Here is a 14055-nt window from a genome sequence, read left to right on the forward strand (position 1 = left end):
TAGGTCGATGGGGTACGGCAACGCGCCGCCTTTGACGGCTCTACCCACCCCCAGCCCCTCCCTTGCAGGAGGGGAGCTTGTTGTGCGTCAGCGGACCGGGGCCACCAACAGGCGGGCGAGTTTCGCCTTCAACCCGCGCAGCGTGTCGCCCGACACGGTCTGCACGCTCGACAGCGAGATCGAGCGCGGATTGACGGCCACGCCGTTGCGCCACACTTCCCAGTGCAGGTGCGGACCCGTCGACATGCCGGTCGACCCGACATAGCCGATCACCTGACCGCGCGCGACGCGGGTGCCGGGCGACACCGCGATCCGGCTCATATGGCCGTAACCCGAGGCATAGCCGCCGGCATGCGCGAGCTTGACGAAATTGCCGTAGCCGCCGCTGCGTCCCGCGAACGAGACGACGCCGTCGATCGCGGCGTAGATCGGGCTGCCGTAGGGAGCGCCGATGTCCAGCCCCTTGTGCATCCGCATGAAGCCGAGCAGCGGGTGCATGCGGTAGCCGAAGGTCGAGGTGACGCGCCCCGCGACGGGCATCCCCATGAAGCCGCGCCGCTCGACCTGACCCGCCGGGTCCATGAAGCTGCCGCCTTCACCCTGTTGGTCGCCCCAGCGGACGAGTTGCAGACGGCGGTGGCCGGCGGCGTCGGCGAGCCCGGCGTATTGCAGTTGCCCGACCTCGACCTCGCCGGTGGCGGCGCGCGCCTGATCCGCCACGATGTCGAACGTGTCGGCGGCACCGACGTCGCCGATCGGCATGCGCGCGGCGACCGCCTTGATATACGCTTCGACCACGCGCGCCGGTACGCCCGCGGCGCGCATCGAGCGGTAGAGACTGTCACCCACCAGCCCGCGGACGCGCAGCGGCGCCCGGTCGATGCTGATCGGTTGGCGGTCGAGCAGCAGGTCGTCGCCCGCGCGGTTGACCGCGAGGTTCAGGTCGAATCCGGCGCGAAACGACAGCTTCTCGACCGGGCGGGGTTGCAGCCGCGACGGTCGGCGCCCCATCGTCAGCGACAGGATCGTGCCGGGCTTGAGCTGGTCGAGCGATACTGCGCCGGCGACCAGCGTCGCGACGCGCGCCGCCTCGTTCATCCCGACACCGGCGCGTTGCAGCGCGTGGCCGAGCGTATCGCCGTCGCCCAGCGTGACGGTCAGGTCGATCTGCGGCCGCTCGGGCGTTTCGGCCAGATGGCGGACGAGGCCCGAGGCGGCCATGCGACGTCCGGTGGTGGCGCCGAGCCCCAAGGGCGCGATCGCTTGCGTGCGGGTTTCCTCCAGCGCCGCGCCGGTGACGACCGGGGCGGCGTAGCCGAGCACGGGCGGGATGCCGGGGCGCGTCATCCACGCCGCGGCGATCAGAGCGGCGCAGGTCGCGGCACCGCGCCACCAGGTGCGGCTGCCGATGTTCTGGCCGAGATCGGGCACCCAGTCGGTCCGGTAAGCGGCGTCGCGCAGACGATCGAGCAGCGGCGCTTCGCCGAGCGGTATCGTCGGAGCGGCAGCGGGCACGAGCGCGCGCATCCGCGCCGATCCCGCGGCACCCGCCAGTTCCAGCCCTTGCTGTTCACGCAGAAACAAAACGGCGTCCCCGCCCCGATTGACACCCGACACGATTGACAGGCGTGCGCCGCATCCCCCCGGCACCTGGGTCGCCGCGTTGTGGACGCGAGACCCTAAAGTCAAATTAACCGCGCGGCGCCGGCGTATTCTTCGCGACCGGACGCCCGCCGCGCGCGACGAAGCCGCGCGACCCGAAGGAAGTGATTGCATCCCCCCGCGCGCGACCCGATGTAGGGCGGGCAATGAGTGCGCGTGACAACGCCCGAGTGACGGCAGTGTTGGGCCCGACCAACACCGGCAAGACCCATCTCGCGATCGAGCGGATGTGCGCGCATTCGAGCGGCTGCATCGGCTTTCCGCTGCGGCTGCTGGCGCGCGAGGTGTACGACCGCGTCGTCGCGATCAAGGGCAAGGACCGTGTCGCGCTGGTGACGGGCGAGGAACGGATCGTTCCCAAGGACGCGCGCTGGTTCCTGTGCACCGTGGAGAGCATGCCACTGCCGCGGTCGGGCCAGAGCAGCCGCTCGACCGATCAGCTTGACCGCGATTTCGCGTTCGTTGCGATCGACGAGGCGCAACTGGGAGCCGGTCCCGAGCGCGGGCACGTCTTTACCGACCGGCTGCTGCGCGCACGCGGGCGCGAAGAGACGATGATCCTGGGCTCGGAGGCGCTGCGCCCGGTGCTGCGCAACCTGATCCCCGGCATCGAGATTGTCGAGCGGCCGCGCTTCTCGACGCTCTCCTATGGTGCTGCAAAGAAATTGTCGCGCCTGCCTAGGCGGTCGGCGGTGGTCGCCTTCTCCGCCGAGGAAGTGTACGCAACCGCGGAGATGCTTCGGCGCCTGCGCGGCGGCGCGGCGGTGGTGATGGGCGCGCTGTCCCCGCGCACGCGCAACGCGCAGGTGCAGATGTTCCAGGCGGGCGAGGTCGATTACCTGGTCGCGACCGACGCGATCGGCATGGGGTTGAACCTCGACGTCGGTCACGTCGCCTTCGCGGGGCTGCACAAGTTCGACGGACGCAGGCGGCGGCGGCTGACCGTCGCGGAAATGGCGCAGATCGCGGGGCGCGCGGGGCGGCACCAGCGCGACGGCACGTTCGGCGCGCTGACCGAGGAAGGCGACGAGGCGTTCCTGCCCGAAGAGATACAGGCGATCGAGGGGCATCGCTTCCCCAGACTTGATTGGTTGTACTGGCGCGAGGGCGAGCCCGACCTGCGCAGCATCGACGCGCTGATCGCCAGCCTGTCAAGGAAGCCCGAGATGCCGGGTGGCACCGTGACGATGCTGCGCCCCGCGCCCGAGGCGCTGGACCTCAAGGTATTGAAGCGGCTGGCCGACGATCCGGCGGTGCGCGTTGCGGCCGACGGGCGTTCGGGTGAAGGTCGGGGCCGCGGCAATGTCGCGCGACTGTGGGCGGCGTGCGGTATACCCGATTTCGCCAAGCTGGGGCTCGACCCGCACGCGCGCTTCGTCGGTCGCGTGTTCAACTATCTGGCGCAAGGGCACATCCCGCACCAATGGTTCGCCGACGAGGTCGCGCGGCTCGACCGCACCGACGGCGATGTCGAGACGATCGCGGGGCGGATCGCGGCGATCCGCAGCTGGACCTACATCGCGCAGCGCCCCGACTGGCTCGCCGACCCGCAAACCTGGGCGGCGCGCGCGCTGGAGGTCGAGGAACGATTGTCCGACGCGCTCCACGCGAGCCTGACCCAGCGGTTCGTCGACAAGCGCACCACCGCTTTGATGCGCAAGATCGGTAGCGGTGCGGGCGAATTGCCGGTCGAGATCGGTGCGGAGGGCGAGGTGACGATCGACGCGCACGCGATCGGGCGATTGGACGGCTTCCGCTTTACGGTCGCGCCCGAAGCGCGCGCCGCCGACAAGCGCCTGCTGCTCGCCACCGCCGAGAAAAGGCTCGGCACCGAGCGACGCCGGCGTGCCGAAGCGCTGATCGCCGGCGACGACGACGCGTTCGCGCTGGGCGAGGATGGCGCGATCACCGCGAACGGCGTCGAGCTGGCGCGGCTGGCGCGTGGGCCTTCGCTGGCGCGGCCGACGGTGGTGCTCGACCCCGCGCTCGCCTGCCTCGACGCCGGCTTACGCGAGCGGGTCGCGGCCAGGGTGCGCGACTGGGTGACCGCGAGCATCGCCCGTCGGCTGCCCGCACTCGCCAAGCTGTCGGAGGCGACGCGCGCGGCGGAGGCCGGGCCGGCGCTCCGCAGCATCGCGGGGGCGTTGGAGGCGGGCGCGGGCGTTACGCCGCGCGCGCCGCTCGCCGCCTCGCTCGACGCGCTCGATGGTGGTGCGCGCCACTGGCTCAGGCGCGCAGGCGTCACGATCGGCGCGCTCGACCTGTTCGATCCGCGGCTGCTCAAGCCGAATGCGCGACCGTGGCGGCAGGCGCTGATCGCGGCGGCGCATGGCGCGGCCCCCCCTGCCCCGCCCGCGGGCGCGACCGTGCTGCCGCGCGGCACGCCCGGCGCGATGCTGGGCATGGGGTATCGGCCGCTGGGCGCGCAGGCGGTGCGGATCGACCTGGTCGAGCGGATCGCGCGTGCGGCGCACGACGCGCGCGGGGCGAGCGAGGGCGGCGCGCGCGGGGCGTTCGCGCCCGACCCGGCGCTCGCGACCTCAATGGGGTTGGAGCCCGAGACGCTGGCGCGGTTGATGGCGGAACTGGGCTTTCGCGCCGCCGGTCCGCGCGGCGCGGCGGCGGAGGATGGTCCCCCGCGTTACGTCTGGCGCGGGCGACCGCGCCCGAAACCCACGCCCAGCGTGGTGCCCGCGCGGCCCGGCAATGCCTTTGCCGGCCTCGGCGACCTGATGCGCGTGCATTGATGCCGGGTGTCGTTGCCGCGGGCAGCACGACGATGCGGCTCGATCGATTCCTGTGGTTCACGCGGCTGACCAAGACGCGCAGCGTCGCGGCGGCGCTCGCCTCGGCGGGACGGCTGCGGATCGACGGACGGCTGATCGACCGCGCGCACGCCGCGGTGCGCGTCGGCAACATCCTGACCTTCGCGCATCACGATCGCGTGCTGGTGGTGCGGGTGGAGGCATTGCCGCACCGGCGCGGACCGGCACCGGAGGCGCGCGCGTGCTATCAGGAACTGACCGCAGGCGCGTCGGTTGATGGCGTCGGGTCGGTTGATGGTTCGGGCGCGCCCGGTGCGAACAACTCGCAGGAAAGCCTGGATGATTGACGCTTCCGTGCGCCCGGCATAGCAGCGGCCCAAATCGCGAACACCGACACGTACACGGCCGAGTTACCGAGGAACGCTTACATGACCTACGTCGTCACCGACGCCTGCATCCGCTGCAAGTACATGGACTGCGTCGAGGTGTGCCCGGTGGATTGTTTCTACGAGGGCGAGAACATGCTCGTCATCAATCCCAGCGAGTGCATCGACTGCGGCGTGTGCGAGCCCGAGTGCCCGGCCGAGGCGATCCTGCCCGATACCGAGAACGGGCTGGAACAGTGGCTGGAGCTGAACACCACCTTCTCCGCGCAATGGCCCAACGTCACGCGCAAGCTCGACCAGACCCCGCCCGACGCCGACGAGCACAAGGGTGAAGAGGGCAAGTACGACAAATATTTTTCGGCCGAGCCCGGCAAGGGCGACTGAGCGACTGTTCGTCACCCCGGACCTAATCCGGGGACCCGCTCCGATCCACGCGGGACAAGAAGCGGGATCCCGGGTCGAGCCCGGGATGACGTAGCAGGTAATACCAGAACGTTCACGGGCTCCCAGCTCCGCGTCGACGGCCGATGCCGCACGTCAGCAGCACTGACGTAAGCAGGCTGGAAACAAACAAATAATCGTGCTATATACTGCCGGGACGGGCGCTTTCCTGCCGCGCCCGACGGAGATCAACCTACCCCCGCCCCATGCCAATCGACCGACGCAGGTGTTTCCGCACCGGACCGGCGAGGCGTGGGTAGCAGGCGGGGCCTAGAATTGGAAAGATCGTCAATGGCTGCCAAGGCTCTGCACTTCGATGTCGGCGATTACGTCGTTTACCCCAAGCATGGCGTGGGTCGCGTGATCGAGCTGCAGAAATCGGAGATCGCGGGCATCGCGCTCGAACTCTACGTGCTGCGGTTCGAGAAGGAGCGCATGACGCTGCGCGTGCCGACCAACAAGGCCGAGAGCGTCGGCATGCGCAAGCTGTCGAGCGACAAGACGATGCGCGAGGCGATGGAAACGCTGAAGGGCAAGCCCAAGGTCAAGCGCACGATGTGGTCGCGTCGCGCGCAGGAATATGAGGCGAAGATCAACTCGGGCGACTTGGCCTCGATTGCCGAGGTGGTGCGCGACCTGTTCCGCGCCGAGGACCAGCCCGAGCAGAGCTATTCCGAGCGGCAAATCTTCGAGGGCGCGTGCAGCCGCCTCGCGCGCGAGCTCGCCGCGATGGAGCAGATCGACGAGCCGGCGGCGCAGGAGAAGATTCTCGACATCCTGCGCAAGGCCGCAGCGATCTACAACAAGGACAAGCAGCCCGCCTGAGCTGTTCAGCTACATCTGTAAACATTGCCTGTTTACAGATGTAATCAAAAGAGCGTATCGCCGGCTCCGGTTCAACGGAGTTACCTGCGATGCGCTCTTTGTCGTTTCTAGCCTTGCCCGTTCTCGCCGCGCTCACCCTGACGCTTCCGGCCGAACGCGCCGGGGCGGCTGCCGGTGGCTTCGCGGTCGATTACGCAATCCGCGACTTCTCGCGTCTGGCGCTCGGTACGGGTGCGCAGATGCAGGTGCGCGTCGGCCCGAGCTGGTCGATCCACGCTGACGGCCCCGCCGCAGTGCTGGCCACGATGCGCGTCGAGCGCGAGGGCGACACGCTCAAGATCGCGCGGCGCGATCCGCGCGCCAAGGGCGACCCTGCGCTGGAACGGCAGGTGCGCTTCACCGTGACGATGCCCAGCCTGTCCGCCGCGACGCTCGGCGGCAGCGGCGCGATCACCATCGACCGCGTGTCGGGGCCGCATTTCAGCGCGGCGGTCGGCGGCCAGGGCGCGATCACGATCGATGCGCTCGCCACCGATGCGGCCGAGGTATCGATCGGCGGCACCGGCCGCGTCGCCGCGGGCGGGCGCGTGCGCGATCTGAAGGTCTCGATCGGTGGTGCGGGTACCTTGCGCGCGCCGGCGCTTCATGCCGCGCACGCCGAGGTATCGGTGGCAGGTTCGGGCAGCGTGCTCGCCAGCGTCGAGGGCGACGCGCGGGTGTCGAGCGTCGGCCGCGGCACGATCGACCTCGGTCCTCGCGCACGCTGCGACGTGTCGAAGATGGGCAGCGCGCTGATCCGCTGCGGCGCTTGATCTCACCTCTGCCGTGTATCAATACGGCAACACAGTTGGAGGATGTGTCATGCGCTATTTCGCTCTCGCCTTGCTGATCCCGGTTGCCGCCTGCGGCATGGCCGCCACTTATGCCTCGGGCAATCAGGAGGGCATCGCGCCCGAGGGGACGGGGGCGAGCCGCAGCTACGCCGCGCGCGACTTCACCCGCGTGTCGCTCGCCGGGCCGGACAATGTCGAGGTGCGCGTCGGACCCTATTCGGTCCGGGCCGAGGGTGATCCGGCGCTGCTCGACCGGTTGGTGATCCAGCGCGACGGCAACAGCCTGCGCGTCGGGCGCCGCAACAGAATGAGCTGGAGCAAGGGCAGCGTGCGCGTGATCGTCACTATGCCGCGGATCGAGGAAGCCGCGATCGCCGGGTCGGGCGACCTGCGCGTTGCGCGCGCCGAGGGTGCGCGCTTCCGCGGTGCGATCAGCGGATCGGGCAATCTGGCGGTCGACGACATGCGCGCGGGTGAGGTCGAGTTCGGCATCTCGGGCTCGGGAGACGTGACCGCTGCCGGGCAGGCGCAAGCGCTGACGGTGCGGATCGCAGGGTCGGGCGACGTACAGGCACGCGGGCTGAGCGCGACGCGCGCGACCGTCTCGGTTGCAGGGTCGGGCGACGTCAGCGCGACCGTGCGCGGACCCGCCGACGTGCGGCTGGCGGGATCGGGCGACATCGATCTTGGCCCGGACGCGCGCTGCACCACGCGTAAGAGCGGATCGGGCACGGTGCGCTGCCACGCTTGAGGCGGCTTGCCCGCGCGGCGACGGGGTGCAAGGCTGGTGCAATGATCACCCAGCGCGCGCTCCTCGCCCCCCTGCTCCTGCTTGCGACGCTGACACCGGCCCAGGCGGCCGAGCGGGTGTGGAACATCGGCAGCTTCGACCGGGTGCGCGTCGACGGGCCGTTCGAGGTGCGCATCGCGACGGGTGCGAGCCCGCGCGCGACGGCGAGCGCGCCCGACCCCGCGCTGCTCGAGCGATTGCGGCTGATCAACGAGGGCGGCACGCTGTCGCTCAGGCTCGATCGCGGCACCGGCGACCGCGCCAACCGCGGCGCGGAGGCGGTGCCGGTCTTCACGCTGTCGACAACCGCGCTGCGCAGTGTCGCCTTGCTGTCGGGCGCGAAGGTGTCGGTGACGCGCGTGAAGGGCGACCGCGTCGACCTGAGCGTGACCGGTACGGGCTCGCTGTCGGTCGACGAGGTCGCGGCGGAACAGGTCAACGCGAGCGTGATCGGCAGCGGCGCGATCCGGCTGGCAGGCCGTGCGAGCAAGGCGCGGTTGCTGACCAACGGGCCCGGAACGATCGACGCCGCCGGGCTGTCGGCGGGTGACCTGTTCGTATCGCTGGACGGCGCGGGTGAGACGCGTGCGGCGGCGCGCTACTCGGCGGCGATCACCTCAACCGGCATGGGTCGCGTCAGCGTCAGCGGCAATCCCAAATGCGTGGTGCGCGCGGCGGCCGGTGGCCCGGTGACGTGCGGCGCCCCGGCGGCGCGCTGAGTCTCAGTCCTCGCTGGGACCCAGTTCGGGATCGAGATCGCGCGGGCGGATGAAGCGGGTGAGCGTACCCGTCCCTTCCGAAACCTGCGCCCAGGTATCGACCGTGAAGGTCAGCTCGGCGAGCGTGGCGGTCGGGTATTTCTCCTCGACATCGTCGCGCAAGGTACCGGGCTCGTCGGGGGCGAGCATCAGGACCAGATCCTCCAGCCCCGGATTATGCCCGATCAGCAGCAGGTGCGCGTAATCGTCGCTCGTTTCGCGCACCACGTCGAGCAGCGAGCCCGCCGAAGCAAGATAGACCCGGCGATCGTAGGCGGGCGACAGCCCGCGGCCATAGCCCGATTCCACGCCGTCGATCGTCTGCTCGACGCGCACCGCGGGCGAGGCAACGACGTGATCGAAGCGGAGGCCCAGCCGGCGCAGCTCGCGCCCGACGGTCTGCGCGGCGCGGCGGCCCTTGGGATTGAGCGGACGGTCGAAATCGCGCGCGACCGGATCGTCCCAGCCCGACTTGGCGTGGCGCAGCAGCGTCAGCGTCTTCACCGGACTAATCTCCATCAGGCGGGCAGGTGCGCTCCATGCCCGATTTGCGCCCGCGTGGATAGCCGCTCGGCAACGCGCGCCGCCGCTTCGTCGAGCGTGACGCGGCGGATCGGCACGCCGGGCGGAAAGGCGTCGAGCAGGCGCGACGGCATCGCGGCGGACAGGAGCACGAACGCGCCCGCGTCATCCTGCCGCCGGATCAGCCGCCCGAACGCCTGCGCCAACCGCGCGCGCACGATGCGGTCGTCGTACGCGCTGCCGCCGCCGGCGAGCCGACGCGCGGCGTGCAGCACGGTCGGCTTGGGCCAGGGCACGCCTTCCATTACCACTAGGCGGAGCGAGTCGCCGGGCACGTCGACGCCGTCGCGCAGCGCATCGGTGCCGAGCAGCGAGGCGTGCGGATCGTCGCGGAAGATGTCGACCAAGGTGCCGGTGTCGATCGGATCGACGTGCTGCGCGTGGAGCGGCAGCCCTTCGCGCGCCAGGCGGTCGGCGACGCGCGCGTGGACCGCGCGCAGCCGGCGGATCGCGGTGAACAGCCCCAGCGTGCCGCCGCCCGCCGCCTCGATCAGCCGCGCATAGGCACCCGCGAGTTGCGGCACGTCGCCGCGCTTCACGTCGGTGACGATCAGCACCTCGGCGTGCGACGCATAGTCGAACGGGCTCGCGACCTCGAACCGGTCGGCGGGGCGCGTCAGGTGGGTCGCGCCGACGCGTGCCTCCGCGGTCGTCCAGTCGCCGCCCGCGGTCAGCGTCGCCGAGGTAACGAGCGCACCGTGGGCGGGCTTGAGCACCGTTTCGGCGAACGGCTTGGTCGGGTCGAGCCAGCGGCGATGGAGCCCGATGTCGTACTCGCGCCCCTCGGCGCGGTCGACCGCGAGCCAGTCGACGAAGGCGGGGTCGGCCGGGCCGCCGATGCGCGACAAGAGCGCGAGCCACGCCGCAACCGTCTCGGCGCGCCAGCCGAGCGAGGCGATCGCGCCCTCGATCCGCGCGCGCGCCGGCGCGTCCATCCAGTCGGGCGCGTCCGCGAGCACCGTCTCGAGCCGCTTGCCAAGCGCGACCATCGGGCGAACGAGCGCGTCGAGCGCGGCGGCCGCGGGCGCCGCGGCCTCGATCAGTTCGGGGCTAGGCTCGGCAAGTTCGGTTTCGAGCGCGTAGCCCGCGTCGCCGGGCTGTTCGGCGCGGGCGTAGGTGAGGCCACGCACCGCGGCGAGCAGCTTCTCGATCGGACCGAACGGCGCGCCTTCCCCCAGGCGGCCGAGCCAGCCGTCGGCAGCGAGCGCACCCGCCGCGGCGAAGATGTCGGCGACCGCGGCGCCACCCTGCTCGTCGTAGCTGGCAAGGTCGGACAAGCGCGCCTGCAACCCGCGGCGGCGGCCCCGGCTGGTGCCCTCGGGTCCGACGATCCAGCGGCGCAGCTCGATTGTCTCCGCACCGGTCAGCGCGACGCCGAACATCGCGTCGGCGGCGTCGAACAGATGGTGCCCCTCGTCGAACACGTAGCGGGTCGGGCGCGTCGTGGTTTCACGCCCGCGCGCGGCGTTGACCATGACGAGCGCGTGGTTGGCGATCACCAGGTCGGCCTCGGCCGAGGCGCGCGCGGCGCGCTCGATGAAGCATTTGCGATAATGCGGACAGCCGGCATAGACGCACTCGCCGCGGCGATCGGTCAGCGCGGTCGAACCGTTGCGGCGGAACAAGGTCGGCAGCCAGCCAGGGAGGTCGCCGCCGACCATGTCGCCGTCGGCGCTGTACGCCGCCCAGCGCGCAACGAGTTGCGCCAGCACCGCGGCGCGCCCGGCGAACCCGCCTTGCAGTGCGTCCTCCAGGTTGAGGAGGCAGAGATAATTCTCGCGTCCCTTGCGCGTCACCACCCGGTCGCGCCGGACCGCCTCATCGGGATAGACGCGGCGTGTCTCCGCGCCGAGCTGCCGCTGCAGCGCCTTGGTATAGGTCGAGATCCATACCGCGCCGCCCGCGGCCTCCGCCCAGAGACTCGCGGGGGCGAGATAGCCGAGCGTCTTGCCGATGCCGGTACCCGCCTCCGCCAGCATCAGGTTGGGCGAGTCGCGCAGCGTGCGGGGCGCGAAAGCGGCGCTCGCGGCGGCGGCGAAGCGCTGTTGTCCCGCGCGCGGCTCGGCGCCGTCGCCGGTCAGCTCGTCCAGACGGTCGAGCACCGCACCTTCGGGCATCGTCACCGTGCGTGGGGCAGCACGCGGCGGCGCCTCGCTCCATTCGGGCAGGCGGGTGAACAGCCAGCGCTCCTGCGACGATGGCTTGGCGATGCGGGGGGCGAGCGGCGGCGCCCAGGCCCAGCGCAGCCGGGTGAGCGACTGGAGCGCGGTCCATGCGCCTTCGCGCTCGCGCCAGTCGCCCGCGGGCACATCCAGCAACCGCTCGGCGGCGGCGAGCAGGAAGGGCGCTACCTGCGCGTCGTCGGCGGGCATGTCGAGCCCGGTTACCGCGGCGAGCCCCTTGGGCGTCGGCACCATGAAGCGCGCCGGATGGAGAAAGGCGAACAACTCGAGCAGGTCGAGCCCCGACAGGTCGGCGTAGCCGAGCCGCTGCCCGACCAGCGCGGCGTTCATCAGGATTACGGGCGTGTCGGCGGCGAGCCGGATCGCCTCCCCGCGCGACACCTCCCGCGTGACGCCGCGTTCCGACACCCAGATGCCCGAGTGGCTGGCGTGCAGGGCGGGGTAATGGAGCGCGCTCACCACCGTGCAGGTGCGCATTGGCGAACAGAATGGCAACCCGCTTTACGAGGGCGGCCTTTGAACGCTGCTGCGTCGCCCTCGCTCAATCGGCAAAAACCAGGCGGTGCAATCGGTTCGCAATAGCATCAGCGCACAAGAACCTGCCGCGCGGGGTGGATTCTCCCGCCCTGCTGTGCTTAGGAGCAGCGCAAAGCGTTCCCACCCGCCACCATCTGGAGAGGCGTCCCATGAACATCCACGAATATCAGGCCAAGGAATTGCTCGCGAAATACGGCGTCGCCGTGCCGCAGGGCTTCGCTGCGATGAGCGTGGAGGAAGCGGTTGAGGCATCGAAGAAGCTACCCGGGCCACTCTACGTCGTGAAGGCGCAGATCCACGCCGGCGGCCGCGGCAAGGGCAAGTTCAAGGAGCTCGGCCCGGACGCGAAGGGCGGCGTCCGCCTTGCCAAGACCGAGGACGAGGTGCGCCACGCCGCGACCGAGATGCTGGGCAACACGCTGGTGACGATCCAGACCGGGGACGCCGGCAAGCAGGTCAACCGCCTGTACGTGACCGACGGCGTCGACATCGCCAAGGAATTCTACCTTGCGCTGGTCGTCGACCGCGCCACGGGGCGCATCGGCTACGTCGTGTCGACCGAGGGCGGCATGGATATCGAAACGGTCGCGCACGACACGCCCGAAAAGATTCACAGCTTTTCCGTCGATCCGGCGTCGGGGTTCCAGCCGCACCACGGCCGCGCGGTTGCCAACGCGCTGGGTCTGACCGGCGATCTCGCCAAGCAGGCCCAGACCATCGCCGCGAAACTGTACGACGCGTTTATCGGCACCGATGCCGAGCAGATCGAGATCAACCCGCTGGCGGTGACGGACGACGGCAAGCTGATGGTGCTCGACGCCAAGGTCGGCTTCGACGGGAACGCCATGTTCCGCCACAAGGATCTGATGGAGCTGCGCGACGAGACCGAAGAGGACCCTGCCGAGCTGGAAGCCTCCAAGTACGACCTCGCCTACATCAAGCTCGACGGCGACATCGGCTGCATGGTGAACGGCGCCGGTCTGGCGATGGCGACGATGGACATCATCAAGCTGAACGGCATGTTCCCCGCCAACTTCCTCGACGTCGGCGGCGGCGCGAGCAAGGAAAAGGTGACCGCGGCGTTCAAGATCATCCTCGCCGATCCGGCAGTGAAGGGCATCCTGGTCAACATCTTCGGCGGCATCATGAAGTGCGACATCATCGCCGAGGGTATCGTCGCGGCCGCCAAGGAAGTTAACCTGTCGGTGCCGCTGGTCGTCCGTCTGGAAGGCACCAACGTCGACAAGGGCAAGGAAATCCTCAGCCAGTCGGGTCTGGCGATCGTGCCCGCGAACGATCTGGGCGATGCGGCCAAGAAGATCGTCGCCGAGGTGCAGAAGGCCGCGTGATACGGCTTCACCATTGATCGAGTCGGAAGGGGTCGGGCGGAAACGTCCGGCCCCTTCTTCGTTGAAGGGTGAGATGCCGCTACGGCACGGCGTGATTGCGGGCTGGTCACCATACCGCACTTGCGAAAACGACCGAAAATCGCCAATTGGATCGCCGACACAGGCGCGCAAAGTATGGAAGAGGAGCTCCGATGAAGGTGCTGGTGCCGGTCAAGCGCGTGCTTGACTATAACGTGAAGCCCCGCGTGAAGGCGGACGGGTCGGGCGTCGATCTGGCCAACGTCAAGATGAGCATGAACCCGTTCGACGAGATCGCGGTCGAGGAAGCCATCCGCCTGAAGGAAAAGGGCGTGGTGACGGAGATCGTCGCGGTGTCGATCGGCGAGCAGAAGGCGCAGGAAACGCTGCGTACCGCGCTGGCGATGGGCGCGGACCGCGCGGTGCTGGTCGTTGCCGAGGGCAAAGTCGAACCGCTGGGCGTCGCCAAGTTGCTGGCCAAGATCGTCGAGGAAGAGCAACCGCAACTCGTCATCCTCGGCAAGCAGGCGATCGACGACGACAACAACCAGACGGGTCAGATGCTCGCAGGGCTGCTCGGCTGGGGTCAGGCAACCGCGGCGTCGAAGGTCGAATTGTCGGCCGACAGCGCGACCGTGACGCGCGAGGTCGACGGTGGTCTGGAGACCGATACATACAAGCTGCCCGCGATCGTCACCACCGACCTGCGGCTGAACGAGCCGCGCTACGCGAGCCTGCCCAACATCATGAAGGCCAAGTCGAAGCCGATGGCGCAGAAGACGCCGGCCGATTACGGCGTCGATGTCGCCCCGCGCATCACCACGCTGAAGGTGGTCGAGCCCGCGAAACGCCAGGCCGGGATCAAGGTCGCCGACGTCGACGAACTCGTCGGCAAGCTCAAGTCGATGGGCATCGCCAACTAAGCG

Annotated in this window: 12 protein-coding genes; 9 read left to right on the plus strand and 3 right to left on the minus strand. The window is 69.8% G+C overall.

Annotated elements, in window-relative coordinates:
* Positions 1-87: 87 nt before the first annotated feature.
* Entirely contained in the window at positions 88-1584 is a 1497-nt protein-coding gene (locus Q0579_RS09050) for a M23 family metallopeptidase (protein WP_298811492.1), read from the minus strand.
* Positions 1585-1808: 224 nt separating this feature from the next.
* Here Q0579_RS09050 and Q0579_RS09055 point away from each other — a divergent pair, with 224 nt between their 5' ends.
* The 7 genes from Q0579_RS09055 to Q0579_RS09085 all read left to right on the plus strand — a co-directional run bounded on the left by Q0579_RS09055 (position 1809) and on the right by Q0579_RS09085 (position 8421).
* Positions 1809-4409 carry a helicase-related protein gene (locus tag Q0579_RS09055; RefSeq protein ID WP_298811494.1) on the plus strand — a complete coding sequence of 867 codons (2601 nt, stop codon included), beginning with the start codon at positions 1809-1811 and terminating at the stop codon, positions 4407-4409.
* A gap of 32 nt (positions 4410-4441) precedes the next feature.
* Positions 4442-4774: an RNA-binding S4 domain-containing protein gene (locus tag Q0579_RS09060; RefSeq protein ID WP_298811880.1), complete on the plus strand. Its 333-nt coding sequence runs from the start codon at positions 4442-4444 to the stop codon at positions 4772-4774.
* An 81-nt stretch (positions 4775-4855) separates the two neighbouring features.
* Entirely contained in the window at positions 4856-5197 is a 342-nt protein-coding gene (gene fdxA, locus Q0579_RS09065) for a ferredoxin FdxA (RefSeq protein WP_298811495.1), read from the plus strand.
* A gap of 348 nt (positions 5198-5545) precedes the next feature.
* On the plus strand, positions 5546-6079 hold the full coding sequence (locus Q0579_RS09070) for a CarD family transcriptional regulator (RefSeq protein WP_174194740.1): 534 nt from the start codon (positions 5546-5548) through the stop codon (positions 6077-6079).
* 89 nt (positions 6080-6168) lie between these two features.
* Positions 6169-6891 carry a DUF2807 domain-containing protein gene (locus Q0579_RS09075; protein WP_298811514.1) on the plus strand — a complete coding sequence of 241 codons (723 nt, stop codon included), beginning with the start codon at positions 6169-6171 and terminating at the stop codon, positions 6889-6891.
* 49 nt (positions 6892-6940) lie between these two features.
* Entirely contained in the window at positions 6941-7663 is a 723-nt protein-coding gene (locus Q0579_RS09080) for a head GIN domain-containing protein (RefSeq protein ID WP_298811519.1), read from the plus strand.
* 41 nt (positions 7664-7704) lie between these two features.
* A complete protein-coding gene (locus Q0579_RS09085; protein WP_298811520.1) occupies positions 7705-8421 on the plus strand; it encodes a DUF2807 domain-containing protein in 717 nt (238 codons plus the stop codon).
* A 3-nt stretch (positions 8422-8424) separates the two neighbouring features.
* Here the strand turns inward: Q0579_RS09085 and Q0579_RS09090 are convergent, their stop codons facing one another.
* Positions 8425-8964 (minus strand): histidine phosphatase family protein, encoded by a 540-nt coding sequence (locus tag Q0579_RS09090; protein ID WP_298811521.1) that lies wholly within the window; start codon positions 8962-8964, stop codon positions 8425-8427.
* Positions 8965-8978: 14 nt separating this feature from the next.
* Positions 8979-11702: an ATP-dependent DNA helicase gene (locus Q0579_RS09095; RefSeq protein WP_298811523.1), complete on the minus strand. Its 2724-nt coding sequence runs from the start codon at positions 11700-11702 to the stop codon at positions 8979-8981.
* Positions 11703-11911: 209 nt separating this feature from the next.
* Here Q0579_RS09095 and sucC point away from each other — a divergent pair, with 209 nt between their 5' ends.
* Entirely contained in the window at positions 11912-13111 is a 1200-nt protein-coding gene (sucC, locus tag Q0579_RS09100; protein ID WP_298811525.1) for an ADP-forming succinate--CoA ligase subunit beta, read from the plus strand.
* Between the two features lie 191 nt (positions 13112-13302).
* Entirely contained in the window at positions 13303-14052 is a 750-nt protein-coding gene (locus Q0579_RS09105) for an electron transfer flavoprotein subunit beta/FixA family protein (protein ID WP_298811527.1), read from the plus strand.
* Positions 14053-14055: the final 3 nt, after the last annotated feature.

It is taken from the genome of uncultured Sphingomonas sp. (assembly GCF_936927845.1).
Taxonomy (GTDB): Bacteria; Pseudomonadota; Alphaproteobacteria; order Sphingomonadales; family Sphingomonadaceae; genus Sphingomonas.

Bases quoted from the DNA above. Each gene is read 5' to 3' on its own strand.
- Q0579_RS09055 (WP_298811494.1), top strand. From the start codon at position 1,809: ATGAGTGCGCGTGACAACGCCCGAGTGACGGCAGTGTTGGGCCCGACC.
- Q0579_RS09060 (WP_298811880.1), top strand. From the start codon at position 4,442: ATGCGGCTCGATCGATTCCTGTGGTTCACGCGGCTGACCAAGACGCGC.
- fdxA (WP_298811495.1), top strand. From the start codon at position 4,856: ATGACCTACGTCGTCACCGACGCCTGCATCCGCTGCAAGTACATGGAC.
- Q0579_RS09070 (WP_174194740.1), top strand. From the start codon at position 5,546: ATGGCTGCCAAGGCTCTGCACTTCGATGTCGGCGATTACGTCGTTTAC.
- Q0579_RS09075 (WP_298811514.1), top strand. From the start codon at position 6,169: ATGCGCTCTTTGTCGTTTCTAGCCTTGCCCGTTCTCGCCGCGCTCACC.
- Q0579_RS09080 (WP_298811519.1), top strand. From the start codon at position 6,941: ATGCGCTATTTCGCTCTCGCCTTGCTGATCCCGGTTGCCGCCTGCGGC.
- Q0579_RS09085 (WP_298811520.1), top strand. From the start codon at position 7,705: ATGATCACCCAGCGCGCGCTCCTCGCCCCCCTGCTCCTGCTTGCGACG.
- Q0579_RS09095 (WP_298811523.1), bottom strand. From the start codon at position 11,702: ATGCGCACCTGCACGGTGGTGAGCGCGCTCCATTACCCCGCCCTGCAC.
- sucC (WP_298811525.1), top strand. From the start codon at position 11,912: ATGAACATCCACGAATATCAGGCCAAGGAATTGCTCGCGAAATACGGC.
- Q0579_RS09105 (WP_298811527.1), top strand. From the start codon at position 13,303: ATGAAGGTGCTGGTGCCGGTCAAGCGCGTGCTTGACTATAACGTGAAG.